General features: G+C 35.2%; 8 protein-coding genes. 3 read left to right on the forward strand and 5 right to left on the reverse strand.

The window, feature by feature from the left end; genetic code table 11:
• Positions 1–42: 42 nt before the first annotated feature.
• From M0M57_RS14835 to M0M57_RS14845, 3 genes are all read right to left on the reverse strand, one after another.
• Positions 43–807 (reverse strand): carboxypeptidase-like regulatory domain-containing protein, encoded by a 765-nt coding sequence (locus M0M57_RS14835; protein ID WP_248433854.1) that lies wholly within the window; start codon positions 805–807, stop codon positions 43–45.
• Between the two features lie 86 nt (positions 808–893).
• Positions 894–2,765, reverse strand: coding sequence for a DEAD/DEAH box helicase (locus M0M57_RS14840; RefSeq protein WP_248433855.1), 1,872 nt, complete (start codon positions 2,763–2,765; stop codon positions 894–896).
• A 151-nt stretch (positions 2,766–2,916) separates the two neighbouring features.
• Positions 2,917–3,495: a non-canonical purine NTP diphosphatase gene (locus tag M0M57_RS14845; RefSeq protein ID WP_248433856.1), complete on the reverse strand. Its 579-nt coding sequence runs from the start codon at positions 3,493–3,495 to the stop codon at positions 2,917–2,919.
• Between the two features lie 88 nt (positions 3,496–3,583).
• On the opposite strand from M0M57_RS14845, the gene M0M57_RS14850 reads away from it, so the two are divergent.
• The 3 genes from M0M57_RS14850 to M0M57_RS14860 all read left to right on the forward strand — a co-directional run bounded on the left by M0M57_RS14850 (position 3,584) and on the right by M0M57_RS14860 (position 7,348).
• Complete coding sequence (locus M0M57_RS14850; RefSeq protein ID WP_248433857.1) at positions 3,584–4,105, forward strand: GNAT family N-acetyltransferase; 522 nt, start codon at positions 3,584–3,586, stop codon at positions 4,103–4,105.
• Positions 4,106–4,126: 21 nt separating this feature from the next.
• A complete protein-coding gene (trhA, locus tag M0M57_RS14855) occupies positions 4,127–4,759 on the forward strand; it encodes a PAQR family membrane homeostasis protein TrhA (protein ID WP_248433858.1) in 633 nt (210 codons plus the stop codon).
• A 201-nt stretch (positions 4,760–4,960) separates the two neighbouring features.
• Positions 4,961–7,348 (forward strand): hybrid sensor histidine kinase/response regulator, encoded by a 2,388-nt coding sequence (locus tag M0M57_RS14860; protein ID WP_248433859.1) that lies wholly within the window; start codon positions 4,961–4,963, stop codon positions 7,346–7,348.
• Between the two features lie 112 nt (positions 7,349–7,460).
• Here M0M57_RS14860 and M0M57_RS14865 read toward each other — a convergent pair whose 3' ends face one another.
• Positions 7,461–10,694 carry a T9SS type A sorting domain-containing protein gene (locus M0M57_RS14865; RefSeq protein ID WP_248433860.1) on the reverse strand — a complete coding sequence of 1,078 codons (3,234 nt, stop codon included), beginning with the start codon at positions 10,692–10,694 and terminating at the stop codon, positions 7,461–7,463.
• A gap of 286 nt (positions 10,695–10,980) precedes the next feature.
• On the reverse strand, positions 10,981–15,549 hold the full coding sequence (locus M0M57_RS14870; protein ID WP_248433861.1) for a T9SS type A sorting domain-containing protein: 4,569 nt from the start codon (positions 15,547–15,549) through the stop codon (positions 10,981–10,983).
• Positions 15,550–15,583 lie beyond the last annotated feature (34 nt).

A 15,583-nucleotide genomic window follows, 5' to 3' on the forward strand; every position in this document is an offset into this window, starting at 1 on the left:
CAGTTGTCTGTTGTCTGTTGTCGGAGAACAGATAACGGAAAACTACTTTCTTTTCAGGATTTTGTATTCTTCGTAGCAATCATTAATTGCATCTAAAACCTGCAAATCGTTGGCGGTTTTGATGAAGGATTCGGAGTAATTACAGCGTTCTAAAATCTCGGGGATTTCTTTTTTGTCGATGCCAAGCATAATGGCGATGGTTTCGCGATCGAATTTGGATTCTAATAGGTTTCTTACCGTATCATCTTTCTTCATTTCTTTTAGCTTGCGGAGTTCGCGGGGCTTGTTTCCAAAGAAATTATAAAGCATATCGGTTGGATTGAAAATCGAGCCAAGCACGCGATTGAATGCGTTTGGCGAGTATTGTCCGGCTTCGTAACCATAGTTTAGACCTGAAATTCCGTAACGTTGATTGTTGTTTACAGGAATATGTTTTGCATCTATTTGAAGATAACCGGTTAAATTATAAGGTGTTAAAACTACTTCTTCTAAGGCGATTGCTTTTTCGGTTAGTTTTATTTGTGTGTTTTTTGATTTTATCCAGTCGTTTGTTACACGAACACGAATGGATTGAAATCCGATTAACGAAATGTGTAGTGTATCGTTGACTTGTACGCTGATTTCAAAAACGCCTTCGTTGTTTGAGATGCTACCGCGAACAGAATTCATGTTGATGATATTCACGTTTGATAGTGGTTTAGAATCACTATCGTTAAGCACAGTTCCGGTTACTTTTTCGGTTCGTTCTGTTTCTTGAGCGGTTAGTTGAAAAGTGATAAGCAATAAAAAAACTACAAAATATTTCATATAATGATTTAACGGTTTAAAAGTACTAAATCACAAGAATATATTTTGTAGTTTCTGTATAATTATAAGAAAATTAACAAATGATGTTAGCTTCTTCTTGGTCTTCTGGTTTTTGCAGCTTCAAAAGAACGGCTTGCAGGTCTGTCGCCTTCTGTTCTTCTTGGTCTGTCTGAAGATCCGCTTTCTGTTCTTGGTCTGAATCCGCCTTCACGTCTGTCTGATCTTGGAGCTCCGCCACCTTCTTTTCTTGGTCCGAAACCACCGCTGCGTGGTCCAGAGCTTCTTTCGCCTCTGAATCCGCCGCCACCGCCAGAACTTCTTCCGTTGTGGTCACGTCTTCCGCCACCATCATTTTTAGAAATTTCTACGTTGATTCTGCGACCTTCGATTTCCATTCCGTTAAGAATTCCCATTACTTTGTCGGTATGTTCTTCGTCTGTGTTAAAGAATGAAAAACCTTCTTTTACATCAACTTTATAAACATCTTCGCGACCTAATTCTAATGTGTCACGCAAGAAATCTTTTAATTGCATCCAATCAAAATTGTCTCTAGATCCGATGTTTACGAAGTAACGAGTTGCTCCGCTGGTATTTTCTCTTGGTGCTCTTTCTTCACGACGGTCTGAACCGGATGCTTGTGATGATAAATCTCTGTTCTTTTTATAGTAATTGATGAAACGGTTAAATTCAACTGAAACCATTTTCTTAATTAATTCTTCTTTACTCAACCCTTCTAATACTTCGTTGATTGCCGGAAGGTAGTTGTCAATTTCGTGATCTACTTCGGTATCTTTAATTTTAGTGGCTAAGTGTAATAATTGGATTTCGCAGATTTCGATTCCGGAAGGAATTGTTTTTTCTTCAAATTTTTGTTTGATGATTCTTTCAATTGACGAAATTTTACGCAATTCACTTTTGGTTACAATTACGATCGAAGTCCCTAATTTTCCGGCACGACCTGTACGACCTGAACGGTGATTATAGGTTTCAATTTCGTCCGGCAATTGATAGTTTACCACGTGAGTGATGTTATCAACGTCAATTCCACGAGCTGCAACATCGGTTGCAACCAACATTTGAATTTGACGACCACGGAACGATTTCATTACACCATCACGTTGAGCTTGCGATAAATCGCCGTGCAAAGCAGCAGCGTTATATCCGTCTTCGATTAGTTTTTCGGCAACAGCTTGTGTATCTCTTTTGGTTCTACAAAATACAACCGAAAAGATATCCGGATTTGCATCGGCTAAACGTTTTAACGCTTCATAACGATCACGAGCATTCACTAAATAAAATTCGTGTGAAACTGTAGCAGAACCTGAATTTTTTGTACCCACGGTAATTTCTACCGGATCGTGCATAAATTTTTTGGCGATACGAGAAACTTCAACCGGCATTGTAGCCGAGAATAACCACGTATTTTTTTCGTCAGGAGTTGTTGAAAGAATACTTACGATGTCTTCGTAGAATCCCATATTCAACATTTCATCTGCTTCGTCAAGAATACAGTAATTAATTTGAGTGATGTTTACCAACCCTCTGTTAATCATATCTTGCATTCTTCCGGGAGTTGCCACAATAATTTGTGCACCACGTTTTACTTCTCTGGCTTGTTCGGAGATGCTAGCACCACCATAAACAGCTACTACATTCAGTCCTTTTTCGTACTTGGAGTACAACTTAATTTCGTTCGTAATCTGCAAACAAAGTTCGCGGGTTGGTGATAAAATTAAAGCTTGCGTATTTCTATTGTTCGCATCAATTTTTTGGATTAGCGGGAAACCAAATGCTGCCGTTTTCCCTGTCCCAGTTTGAGCCAACGCAACTAAATCTGTTTCTTGTTCCAATAAGAGGGGAATCGCTTTTTCCTGTACTTCGGTCGGATTTTCAAATCCTAGATCGATAATCGCACGTTGTAGCGACTCACTCAATCCTAATTGTTCAAATTTACTCATAAAATATTTTAAATTGGGTGCAAAGGTACGGTTTTAAAATTACAAAAGCTAATGATGTTAGTGATTGATTTTTAAATAGTTGGAGTTGATGGGAGGGAAGATGGAAGAGGGAAGATGGAAGATATGATGAAAAATGAGTTTGAAATGTAAATTATTCACTTAAAAACGCAACCAGTTTTTCAACCGCCAAACCACGATGACTAATTTTGGATTTTTCGGTAATTGGCATCTCTGCGAAAGTTTTAGAATAGCCGTTTGGAATAAAAATCGGGTCGTAGCCAAATCCTTCTGAGCCTCTTTTTTCGTTGATGATATTGCCTTTGATAATTCCTTCGAATAAGTGCTGATTACCATTCAGATTCAAGCAAATCACTGTTTTAAATTGAGCATTTTTGTTTTCTTTTTCAGCTAAATTGATGAGTAACTTAGTCATATTATCATCAGCATTTTTTTGTTCGCCGGCATAACGTGCTGAATAAACTCCGGGTTCGCCGTTTAATGCTGCTACTTCCAAACCTGTATCATCTGCAAAGCAGGAATAACCATATTTTTCGGTTACATAATTTGCTTTTAGGATAGCATTTCCTTCAATGGTTGATGCTGTTTCTGGAATATCTTCCAAACAACCAATTTCTTCTAAGCTTAAAATCGTGATTTCTTTTGGAAGTAATAATTGAATTTCTTTGATTTTGTTTGGATTGTTGGAAGCGAAGACAAGTGAAAGTTTCATTTTTTTTGTAACTAAATTAGATTTGTAAAAATAGTTCATTTTCTGAAGTTTATTTATAAATTTATAATCTTAATTTTTTTTGATTTTGATGACAACTAATCGATTTTTACTCAGACAGTTTACAAACAACGATTTGGAAAACGTTTATAAAGGACTTTCGCATCCTGAAGTTATTAAATATTACGGTATCAGCTATAATTCATTGGAAGCAACCAAAGAGCAAATGAGTTGGTTTTCTGAATTGGAAAGGGATGGAACCGGTATTTGGTGGGCAATTGAATCGATTGCAAATCAAGAATTCTGTGGAGCAATCGGTTTTAATAATTTAAACAAGCAACACAAACGTGCCGAAATTGGATTTTGGTTGCTTCCTGAAAGTTGGGGTAAAGGAATCATGTCTGAAGTTTTGCCGGTTGTTTGTCAATATGTTTTTGAAAATCTTGGTTTACATCGAATTGAAGCTCAAGTGGAAACTGAAAATTTAGCTTGTCAAAATGTAATGAAAAAGAATAATTTTTTATTTGAAGGCACATTAAAAGAATATGAATTTAAAGAAGGAAAATATATTAGTTTGGATTTATTTGCACTCTTTAATCCGAAGGATATCTAAACTTTTCTTTAATTTTGTATTATGTCAAAACGAGTGCAAACCCGCAAAGAAGAAATTGTAAATGCCTTAACACATGGCATTGGAATTCTTTTTTGTCTTGTTGCAATGCCGTTTTTATTAGTGGATTCGTTTAATGAAAATCAATTATCAATCTTTATATCAGTTTTAGCTTTTGGCGTTGGAATGTTGTTGGTTTATACATTTTCTACTTTATTTCATGCGGCGAAAAACCCAAAAGTGAAAGATATTTTACAAATTGGTGATCACATCAGTATTTACTTTTTAATTGCAGGAACCTATACACCGCTGATGGTTCGTTATTTGCAACCTAAAACGGCAGCAGTTTTTTTAGGAGTAATGTGGTCTATCGTTGCTATTGGAATTATTTTTAAAATTTTCTTTACCAAAAGATTCAGATTTATATCGGTTTTACTTTATTTGGCTTTGGGCTGGATGATTGTTTTTGTTATTGAACCGCTTATTCATACAATGCCTTTTTCCGTTTTTATGTGGATTTTAATAGGTGGATTGAGTTACACAATCGGAGTTTATTTTTATATGAAAGATCATAAATTTTATTATCACACCATTTGGCATTTTTTCGTGCTTTTTGGAACAATAGCTCACTTTGTTTCAATTTATTTAAGCGTTTAAGTATTAAATTTCTTCAATTATCTTCTTATTTTTATTACTTCAACAATAGTTAAATAAAATTCTTATAAAAAAAATATGTTTATAATTGTGTAGTTTTCCATATCAGATAGTTACGTTTTGGTTTAAATTTTTTTCAAAAAATAAAACCATACAAATTTAATTACCGTAGATAGGATACCAAAATAAACTAAATACCACAAAATGAAACATAATTACGAAGCCCCATCGTTTAAAGTTTTCTGTGCTTTTTCTTTTCTATTTATAGTAAATGTTTTTCAAGTAAATGCCCAATTTGTTATCAAAGACAACAATTTTGTTGACGAAATTTCTTTACATCCTTATGCAAAAATTGCCAACTTAGAGCAGTATAAACGAACAGTCGAGGAAATAATTCTTGATGAAAAGTTAGTTTTCGAAAGCTTACCAAATGAAAACACCGATTTAGGTTTTACGAATAATAACTTTTGGATAAAATTTGATATTCACAACGAGACGGATACTGAAAAAACATTCTTTTTAGAAGCTTGTCGACCAATTGTTGATGTTGCCGAATTTTATACCATTGATGAAAAAGGAAACATTACTAAACAAATAAGCGGAGATGCCATACCATTTAAGGAGAGAAGTTTAAAAAACAGAAAAATTCTTTTTAAAATTACGCTTCAGCCTAAATCTGATTATTCGTATTTTCTTCATCTCAAAAGCGATGGCGAAGTAATTAATGCCGGAATCATGCTCCGAACAATGGACAATTTGATTCAAACATTATCTTTTGAACAAGTTATATTCGGAATTTTTTACGGAATTCTTCTCATCGCAGCTATCATTTATATGTTCTTCTTTTTTGCCATGAAAGAACGTAGTTTTTTATATTACAGTTTATATGTTGTTTTTATCGGAATGTTACAATTTTCATTAGACGGATATTTTTATCAACTATTTACACCAAATTCAGGTTGGTTATGTCTAAATGCCGTTATTTTATCTGCTTGCATCGCTAATTTTTTCTTAGGAAGATATGCTCAAGTTTTTCTTCAAATAAGAAAGTATAGTGCATTTATTAACAATGCGTTTTATGTTGTTTTTGTTTTAGATTTCATTCTTTTAATTTCCTTATTCCTTCATCCAAAAGCGTTAGAAGTATCATATCCTATAGCTAATGTTTTAGGGTTGTTTTTGCTTATTTTGATTATTTCTTCAGTAGTTGTAATTTATAGTAAAACAAGAAAAATTGATAAATTTTTCGTGATTGGTATTTTCTTTTTAGTAGCTGGTTTTGTAGTGTTTATTCTAAAGAATTTCAGTATTCTTCCGGTTACGTTTATGACAGAAAACGGATCGAAACTAGGAACCGGAATGGAAGTAATTTTCCTTTCTCTTTCCATGGCAAATTTAATTCGATTGTTGAGAGACGAACGTGAGGAATTGCAAGTGGTAGCCCTTCAAAAATCGGAAGAAATGAACGAAATGAAATCGTACTTTCTTTCAAACATTAGTCACGAGCTTCGAACTCCTCTGAATGCAATTTTGAATTTATCGAAAGAAATTTCAAAAGATTCTAAAGACGAAAATATTCAAAAAAACAGTTTACTAATCAAAGATTCATCCTACAGTTTGTTGAGTTCTGTGAATGATATTTTAGATTTCTCTAAAATTGAGAAAGGCGAATTAAAACTAGATTTTGAAGAATTCAGTCCAAAACCATTACTAGAACATCTTGCCAAAAACATGGCTTATCGAGCAAAAAATAAAGGTCTCGGCTTTAATTTAGATCTTTCGGCTAACTTACCGGAAATGATTTTGGGCGATAAAATGCGTCTAACTCAAATGATAAACAACGTGTTGAGTAATGCACTGAAATTCACTACTCATGGATTTGTTACTTTCAAAGTAGAATCTAGGCAAAAGAAAGGTGAAATTGTTGATTTGATAATAACAATTGCCGACACGGGAGTTGGTATACCAAAAGACAAAATGAATTCTATTTTTGAATCATTTACGCAAGAAAGTATCAACAACAAACGAAAATTCGGTGGTTTAGGGTTGGGACTTTACATCGTAAAAACCTTGGCCGATTTGCACAATGGTAGAGTTGATTTACAGAGTATTCTGGATCAAGGAACAGTTTGTAAAATTACTTTAGAGTACAAAACCATTGCAGTCGAAAAACAAGAAATTCCAACTATTGAAGTGATTGATTATGACTTAAAAGGCAAAAACATTCTTGTGGTTGAAGACAATGCGATGAATCAAATGGTGATTAAAATGATTACCAAAAAGTGGCTAAACACCATTGTTATTTTCGCAAATAATGGGCAAGAAGGCGTTATAGTTTTACAAGAAAATCATTTTGATTTGATTTTGATGGATTTACAAATGCCTGTCATGGATGGTTACGAAGCCACAATTGCAATCAGAAATGGTGCTGCCGGCGACGAGAAAAAAAATATCCCCATTATTGCTTTAACCGCCGATGTAATGGAAACAACAAAAGATAGAGTGATGGAAATCGGTATGAACAAATACATGTCTAAACCCGTAGATAAAGAATTGTTGTATAAAAATATTGCGGAGTTAGTTATGGTTTAATCTTTCAATTGTTTAATGCTCAATCTAATAAAAGTAAAACCTCCGATTTCTCGGAGGCTTCTCTTTATAAAACTCAGCAACTCAGTTGCTCAGCATCTTAGTTTATATAAACTTATTGTTTCACCACTCTCACCGTTCTCGTTTCTTCACCTTGTGTTACAATCATATTGTAAACTCCCGATGGATAACGGTCACCAAATTGGTAGTTAGCAACTTCGCTTGCATTTACTTCTTTTACTTCTAAAAGTCTTCCGGCCATGTCATATACAGTCAAGCTCACTTTTTCAGTATTGGAAGTTCTTACATCAACAGCAAAACTGTTTGCAAATGGGTTTGGATAAGCCACTGCTTTGAATTCTGTTGGTAAGTTGATCGTTTCTTCAGTTTTAACTAAATTTGATCTTAGACCACCACCTGGCACTAGAATATTACAATCTTTTCCTGGATAAAAATAACCGTAAATTTCAGCTTCTACTGTTACCGAATAGTTACCACCCGGCGTTAAAGTCTGCAATGCATTAAAGTTACTCAACCTAAAGAATCGTGCTGATGTAGTGTATACTTGGTTATAGCTAACACCATCACTTAACGTGAAACGATATTGTGTTGCTCCCGTTAATGGTGTAGCATAAATTGGTGTGGTCATTGAGGTTGGTGTAATACCTTGCTCACCTCCGCAACTTACTATTGTGGCTTCTGGTGCCTCTGGCGTAAATACTGAACATGTTGCTCCGTATAAAGACCAAACTACTTCTCCGTTTACGTCTGCTTTTACACGAACGCGTACCTGATATTCCGCTGCATACACATAGTCAATTCCACTTAACTGTGTTATTTTGAAATTGTTTGTGGAACGTTCTATAGTAGTGGTTTCAACTGATGTGCCTCCTTCAATTCGACTTACTTCAAATTCATACCCTAAGGCTGAAGTTACTGTAATTGCATAGATTCCCGCTTGAAGTGATTGCAATTCTTTACCACAAACTGTACTACTTATAGATGTTGTTGGAACCGATGGTGTATTGATTTCACAAGATGTTCCGTAATCTTGCCATTCATTATTGATTCTAACCATTACACGGATGGAGTAAGCAGTATTGAAACCTGCAATATCCGTTTCACTGATACGAATCATCGCAATTGTTTTTTCTACTTCTCTAACTGCCGTTGTAGATAAATTGGTTATCTCATAACGGTAACCTGTTACAGTTGCTCCGTTAGGTAAACCTGTAGGAGTATCAGCTAAAATAGAAGAATTAACATGTTGCAATGTAGTTCCATTGAAATAGGGGCGGATTTGGGTTAAAACCGGAGGGCAACCATCCGTTAATTCTCCGGCACAATTTTGAAGAATGCCATCATAACAAATTTCGGTAGCTCCCGGATAGATAGTGTCATCGGAATCATCACAATCTAAACCTAAAGATGTTTCGGTATATTCAGATGGTAATAATTCTCCATAACAAACAGATTCACTACCTCCAACTGTATATCCATCTCCGTCTGCATCAACATAAAACGAACCCGATCTCCAAACTGTTGGATCATTGTCATCACAGTCGCCACTAATTCCTTCAGTACTTGTCCAGTCTTCACCGGGAGAAGTGGCTGAAATTTGTGTATCTATATAATAACCATCAGTATCTGCATCTAAATACCATGTGATTGTGGTAGGGACTTCAGTTACAAAACGACCCATGTACACATAACCATTTCCTAAAGGACCTGTAGTTTGTGTCGCCGAAGTATATTCTACTTGATTAAGTGAAGTGTTTATTGCTCCGGGATAGAGATTCCAAACACTTCCATCATATACAGCAGGTTGAATTGAGGCTACAGTTCCATTTACATCACCCGAAGAACTATTGTATTTTGTTGTTAATGAATACTCATAAGTACCTGTGATAGAAGGAGCATAAATACTAAAATATCTCGTTAAATAATTAGAAGCGGAACCAGTGTTTGCATAGAACCCATCAGTAATTTTAAAACCAATTGTACGTGTAGCAGAATTACTTGTAAAACCTAAGGTTAAAGGTGTATATTCTGTGGTTCCGGTTGTTTCTCCTAACGGGAAAATTACAGATGAAGTTTCTCCTACAGGATAGTTATAGCATAAAAAGCCAGCATTAGGAGTTACAATCATACTGGTATTATTTAAAGTGCTATTGCCAAAAGTTGAATTTAATTCGCCAAAAGTTAAGTTACCGCTTCCTACAGCTAAGTGTCCTTTGGTTAACAACAATTGACTAACTGTTATGTTTTGATTGTTTAAAGTTAACGTACTTCCTGTAGTTGGCATATTAACTTGCAATCGGGTTACAGTTGTGTTATTGAATAAATTATTTGGTAGAGTAAAATTTCCTGTTGAATTATTGAATATTAGTGTTGCATAAGTTCCGGAAGCATTAATAGTACCGTTTGTTCTTACGATTGGGTTGTTGCCAGTAAATGTTATTTTTGAAGATACATTATTACCAAAATTTAATATACCATTAGTTAATGTTAATGTCCCATTTATTGAAGGTGATGGGGGTAAAGAGCTTGCAAAAGTAACACCACTAGAATTATCTATAATTATATTTGAAATTCCGGATGATTTCATTTCATAAAAATAAGCGGTCTGTGCACTATTTCCTTTATATTCTAAGGTTGAACCATTTTGATATGTTGCATTAAATCCGGATGCTCCGACACGGGTTCCTTGAAATGAAACTTTTCCGTAAATATTTGAAGTTGTAAGACCGGTAACAGAACCGGAACCTAAAAAACGTATTTCACCTCCGGCTTCTACATTTATTCTGCTGGGAGGATTGGAGCCAGACCCAAAAATCAACAAGGCTCCACTCTTTACGGTTATTGTGTTTGATGTGTTTACTAAAGTTCCATTTACCGTAAGTGTAGCACCACTATTAAGAGTTAAATTTGCACCACATGTCAATGTCTGGCTGGAGGCCACAGTTCCAGTTCCTGTTAAAATAAAAGGCCTACTGAAGTTAAAAGATCTGTTAATAGTAAATGCATTTGTTGTAATGGTTGCACTACCGCTGCTATTCATAGTTATGGCAGCACTACCTTGTGTTGTAAATGATGACAATGTTACACTACTAACACTATTCATATTTATTTCCAATGTTCCTGTTGAGTTGATAATGACATTTCCATTGGTTGTAGGCATAACATTACCACTCCAATTCGGACAAAGTGAAGAGCCTGTTCCTGCACAAAACCATGCTCTTGTTCCGCTATTACTCATTGTTTGGGCAAATGTGCCGTTTGTTGATAACATAGAAACTACCATAGCAATAGCACAAAGCCATTGCTTTCTTAAAATTGTTTTTTTCATTTAAAAAATTTGTTATTTGGAATTTAGTTTTAAAATCATAACAAATTCAGAAAAATTCAATGGTAATTTTGAGGTAGTGCAAACATATACAAATACATTAATTATTTAAATACGATTAGTGTTAAAACTTAGTGATAAATAAATAATATTACATAATATCTTTTGTCTTTTTTAGTCATTACTTGCATATATTAAACATATAGCAATAAAAAAACCTCCAATTTCTCGGAGGTTTCTATCTAATTAGCTTAGCACCCTAGAACCTTAGTTCCTCAGTAACTTTGTCTTATTGTTTCACCACTCTCACAGTTCTCGTTTCTTCACCTTGTGTTACAATCATATTGTAAACTCCCGATGGATAACGGTCACCAAATTGGTAGTTAGCAACTTCGCTTGCATTTACTTCTTTTACTTCTAAAAGTCTTCCTGCCATGTTATACACAGTCAAGCTCACTTTTTCAGTGTTGGAAGTTCTTACATCAACAGCAAAACTGTTTACAAATGGGTTTGGATAAGCCACTGCTTTGAAATCAGTTGGTAAGTTGATCGTTTCTTCAGTTTTAACTAAATTTGATCTTAGACCACCACCTGGCACTAGAATATTACAATCTTTTCCTGGATAGAAATAACCGTAAATCTCAGCTTCTACTGTTACCGAATAGTTACCTCCCGGCGTTAAAGTCTGCAATGCATTAAAGTTACTCAACCTAAAGAATCGTCCTGATGTAGTGTATACTTGGTTATAGCTAACACCATCACTTAACGTGAAACGATATTGTGTTGCTCCCGTTAATGGTGTAGCATAAATTGGTGTGTTTAGTGCGGCTGGTGCAATACCTTCTTCACCTCCACAACCATCTATTGCTGCCTCTGGGGCCTCTGGTGTATATACAGAACATACTGCTCCGTAATTAGACCAAACCTCTACTCCATTTACATTTGCTTTTACTCGAACACGAACTTGATATTCCGAAGCATAAACATACTGAATTCCACTTAACAAGGTTAATTTGAAATTGTTTACCGAGCGTTCGATTGTAGTTGTTTCAACAGCTACTCCGCCTTCCATACGACTCACTTCAAATTCATATCCTGTGGACGAAACTACTGTAGTAGCGTAGATAGCAGATTGTAATGATGGTAAAACTTGACCACAAACTGTACTCACTGCCGTAGTTGGAATTGCTGGAGTAAGTATAGTACAAGCTGTTCCATAATCTTGCCATTCGTTATTAATTCTAACCATTACACGGATGGAATAAGCAGTATTGAAACCTGCCATATCTGTTTCATTGATACGAATCATCGCAATTGTTTTTTCTACTTCTCTAACTGCCGTTGTAGATAAATTGGTTATCTCATAACGGTAACCTGTTATAGTTGCTCCTACAGGCAATCCTGTTGGTGTATCTGCCAAGATAGAAGAATTAACAAATTGCAATGTGGTTCCACAGAAATAAGGGCGAATTTGGGTTAGAACAACCGGACATCCGTCATTTAAATCACCGTTACAGTTTTGAAGAATGCCGTCATAACAGATTTCTGTGGCTCCTGGGTAAATAGTGTTAGCGTTGTCATTACAATCGCCACCTACTGCTACGTAGCCATCCGGTTGAGTACATGCTTGCTCTGTATCTTCATCATTACCAAAACCATCTCCATCTGCATCTGCATACCAAATCGTAAGAGGTAAAGTTGTCGCGGCTATTGTATTTGAATTATTAGATACAGAAGTAGCATCAGAAGAACGCACTCTGTAATAATAATCAGTTTCTGTATCTAAACCTGTAATTCCAAGTGATAAACCATTAATTGTTACATCTTCATAATTTTCTACAAAACTTGGTGTAAATGTATTTTGATCGCCGGTTACAGTAATGTTATCCAAACCAATTCCTCTTGAAGAGATAGCATTAGGTGTTTCAAATTTCAAACGAACTTGAGAACCTAAATAAGCATCTAAACTATAAGGTGCTGCAGGATTTAAGCTTGAACCCGCCGCTGTTGTAGTTCCTAAGGAAGACCAATTTGCTCCATTATCGGTTGAAATAGAAATAACAACTTGATTACTATTTCCGGTTACACCTCCAAAAGTTCTGATTGAGAAATTCAATTGAACTCCTGTATAGGAAGAAATATTAAATGCAGCTGTAATTATCTGAGAAGTATTACTAACCATTGACAAAGCACCGGAAGAAACAGTAACATTTGTTTCAGACCAACCTGGTAAACCTAAAACACCTGTGTTAGATAACAAGGTTTGATTCGGATTTACGCTAATTGAACCAAAGTTTGGAAATGTACTCACATCTAATTGATAAGATGAAGCTCCTTCCACAGCCTCCCAATTGGCTGTAAAACTATTACATGTATTATCCGTTGCATCAATTGCATTTGGTTCAGCAATAGCTAATGTTGTAAAAGTACCTTGAGAAGTATAAACCGATACATCATCAGCATCTCTTGCAAAGGCTTTGTAATAGTAGGTTGTTCCGGTTGATAATCCAGTAGTACTTACAGAAAACGCACCAGTTTCAAATGAATCTGAAGTTTCAGACACTTTCGTTCCTTCACCATTTGCAAAACCGTTGGTAGTGCTGTAATAAATACCTCTTTCAATAACTTCACTACAGCCAACAGCAGTAATATCTCCACCTGCAACAGCTTGATTAGAACCAATCATGGAACTAGTTGGCGACGAAATTGAAGATGGTAAAGTAATTCCTGAGGCAGTTACAGCTTGAAATGCTGAAGGTGCTCCTGGACTAGAAACTTCAATTGAATCGCTATAATTTGCTACAGTGGAAGGAACAAACTTTACAAAAATTGTTTTAGAAATTAAATCTCCACCGGCATGCATAAAATCTAATGTAGTACTATAAACACCATTTACAGTTTCGGCATATTCAAAACCATCCACTGCAGCTATTGTTATATTTCCTGATTTTAAATTACTTCCGGAAACTTCAAAAGATTCGATTTGACTTTCTTGATTAACGCATACATCTTCAAATAATAAATCACCAGAAACTTCAAGTGTTTCTATAAGAGCGTTTATAGCCATATCTAACGTTGTTAAAGTCGTATTAGAATCTAACGTTGAAGCATTAATTGTAATTGAAAAATTCGTTACATCAACATCAAAATCTTCATCATTATAAGAGAAACTTACTTCCGCTTCAGTAGAGTTTATCCATGTAATTTGATTTAAAGTAAGTCCGGAAGGAGCATTATTTAAAGCAAAATCTGCAACATTTAGTGTATTTGAGTTGAATGTATCGTTCACTAATGTTAAAGAAATAACATCAGTATTCAAACTATTTTCGGTTAAAACACCGGTTGCTATAACAGAAGGAGCATCTTGCGAAAGAATTGGGCCGGTCCAGTTTCCAAAAATTTCATCACCCGGTGTTGAACCGCTTGATGCCGCTGGAATTACTCCAAATCGGATATACTTAGCTAAATCGGCAGCATCTAACGTATAAGCTGTTGCATTTGCATCTAAAATGGCTTCGCTATTTGTTCCTAATTCATCATCAGCACGATACCATTGGTAGGAGGAAAGACCTTCCAGATCATTATCAACATCGTTAAATGAATAGGTTGCTGAAACTTCTTCGGATACATTCAAAATTCCGCTTACAATTACCGATGAGGCAATAGGTCTTGAATTTACCAACTGCCAATCGCTGAAAGATTCAGATCCTTGAACTTCATTGATATCTGTTGGAACAACTCCAAATCGCAAATATTTTCCTTCATCGGCTAATTGAATTAGGTAAGATAATGAAGTTGCACCTAAAATAGCCGACTGATTTAGACCAAAACTATCATCTGCAACATACCATTGATATTCAGAATCACCTTCTACATCGCCAGGAAACTCTGAATATTCATAAGATCCTTCTAACGTTTCGCCAATATTTAAAATTCCGCTAAAACTTGCAGTAATAGGAGAGGCGAGTGTAGCTTGACTATTTGGATTATTAGTTGCTGTTGATAAAAAGTAATCGGTACTTGTGCCCGAGCCATTGTATTCATAAACTCTAACCCAGTAGGTAGTAAAAGGATCTAAATTTGATAAATTTACTGTTGAAGCAGAACCATTGTAAACACAAAAATAACCCGAAGTTCCTAATTGAGTTCCGGTTGGTGCTCCATTATTCCAATTGTTGTTAGCGGTAAATTCATCACCATCTGTAGGGTCTTCAATTGTTCCTTGAGTACCTTCTTTTACAAAAACTACTCTATTTGAACCGTTTCCATTTGTCCAATTTATAGAAAGAGAATTAGATGAAACATTTTCAAAAGAAATATTAGTAGCTTGAGTTGTAGGTTCTACGATTGGGTTGAACTGGGTTACATCAAAACCACTTAAATTAACATTTCCACTAAAAGTGAATCGTATAAATGTGTTATTTGGTATGGAAATATTTGAGATTATTAATGTTCCACAAACACTACTGCTGTTAATCGTTGATGAAGAAGTAACTCCTGTAAGTACTGTATATGGACCGGCAAGAGTTGTTGAAGTTTCTATTGATGATAAACTCCTTGCAGTACCACTACTTGTTCCATGAACAACAATGTTATTGGTTGCAGAACTGTTTAACTTTAAAATTACAGAATTTAATTGACTTCTGTGAGTAGCACCAGAGCAAATTCCTCCTGTACCAACACTTCCAAAATTAGTAGTACCATTTGCGTCACGATATATAATATCTGTGGAAGGAGAAAATACATATTGAGGATTACCGTTAATAGTTGAACTAGTTATTCTATTAACAGTTACTTGTGCATAGGAAAAAATCCCTATCCAAAGGAGCACGAAGCTAAATAATATTTTTTTTTTCATAATATAAAGGTTTTTGTTGTTTAGTAAGTGTAAT

This window comes from Flavobacterium azooxidireducens (assembly GCF_023195775.1).
GTDB lineage: Bacteria > Bacteroidota > Bacteroidia > Flavobacteriales > Flavobacteriaceae > Flavobacterium > Flavobacterium azooxidireducens.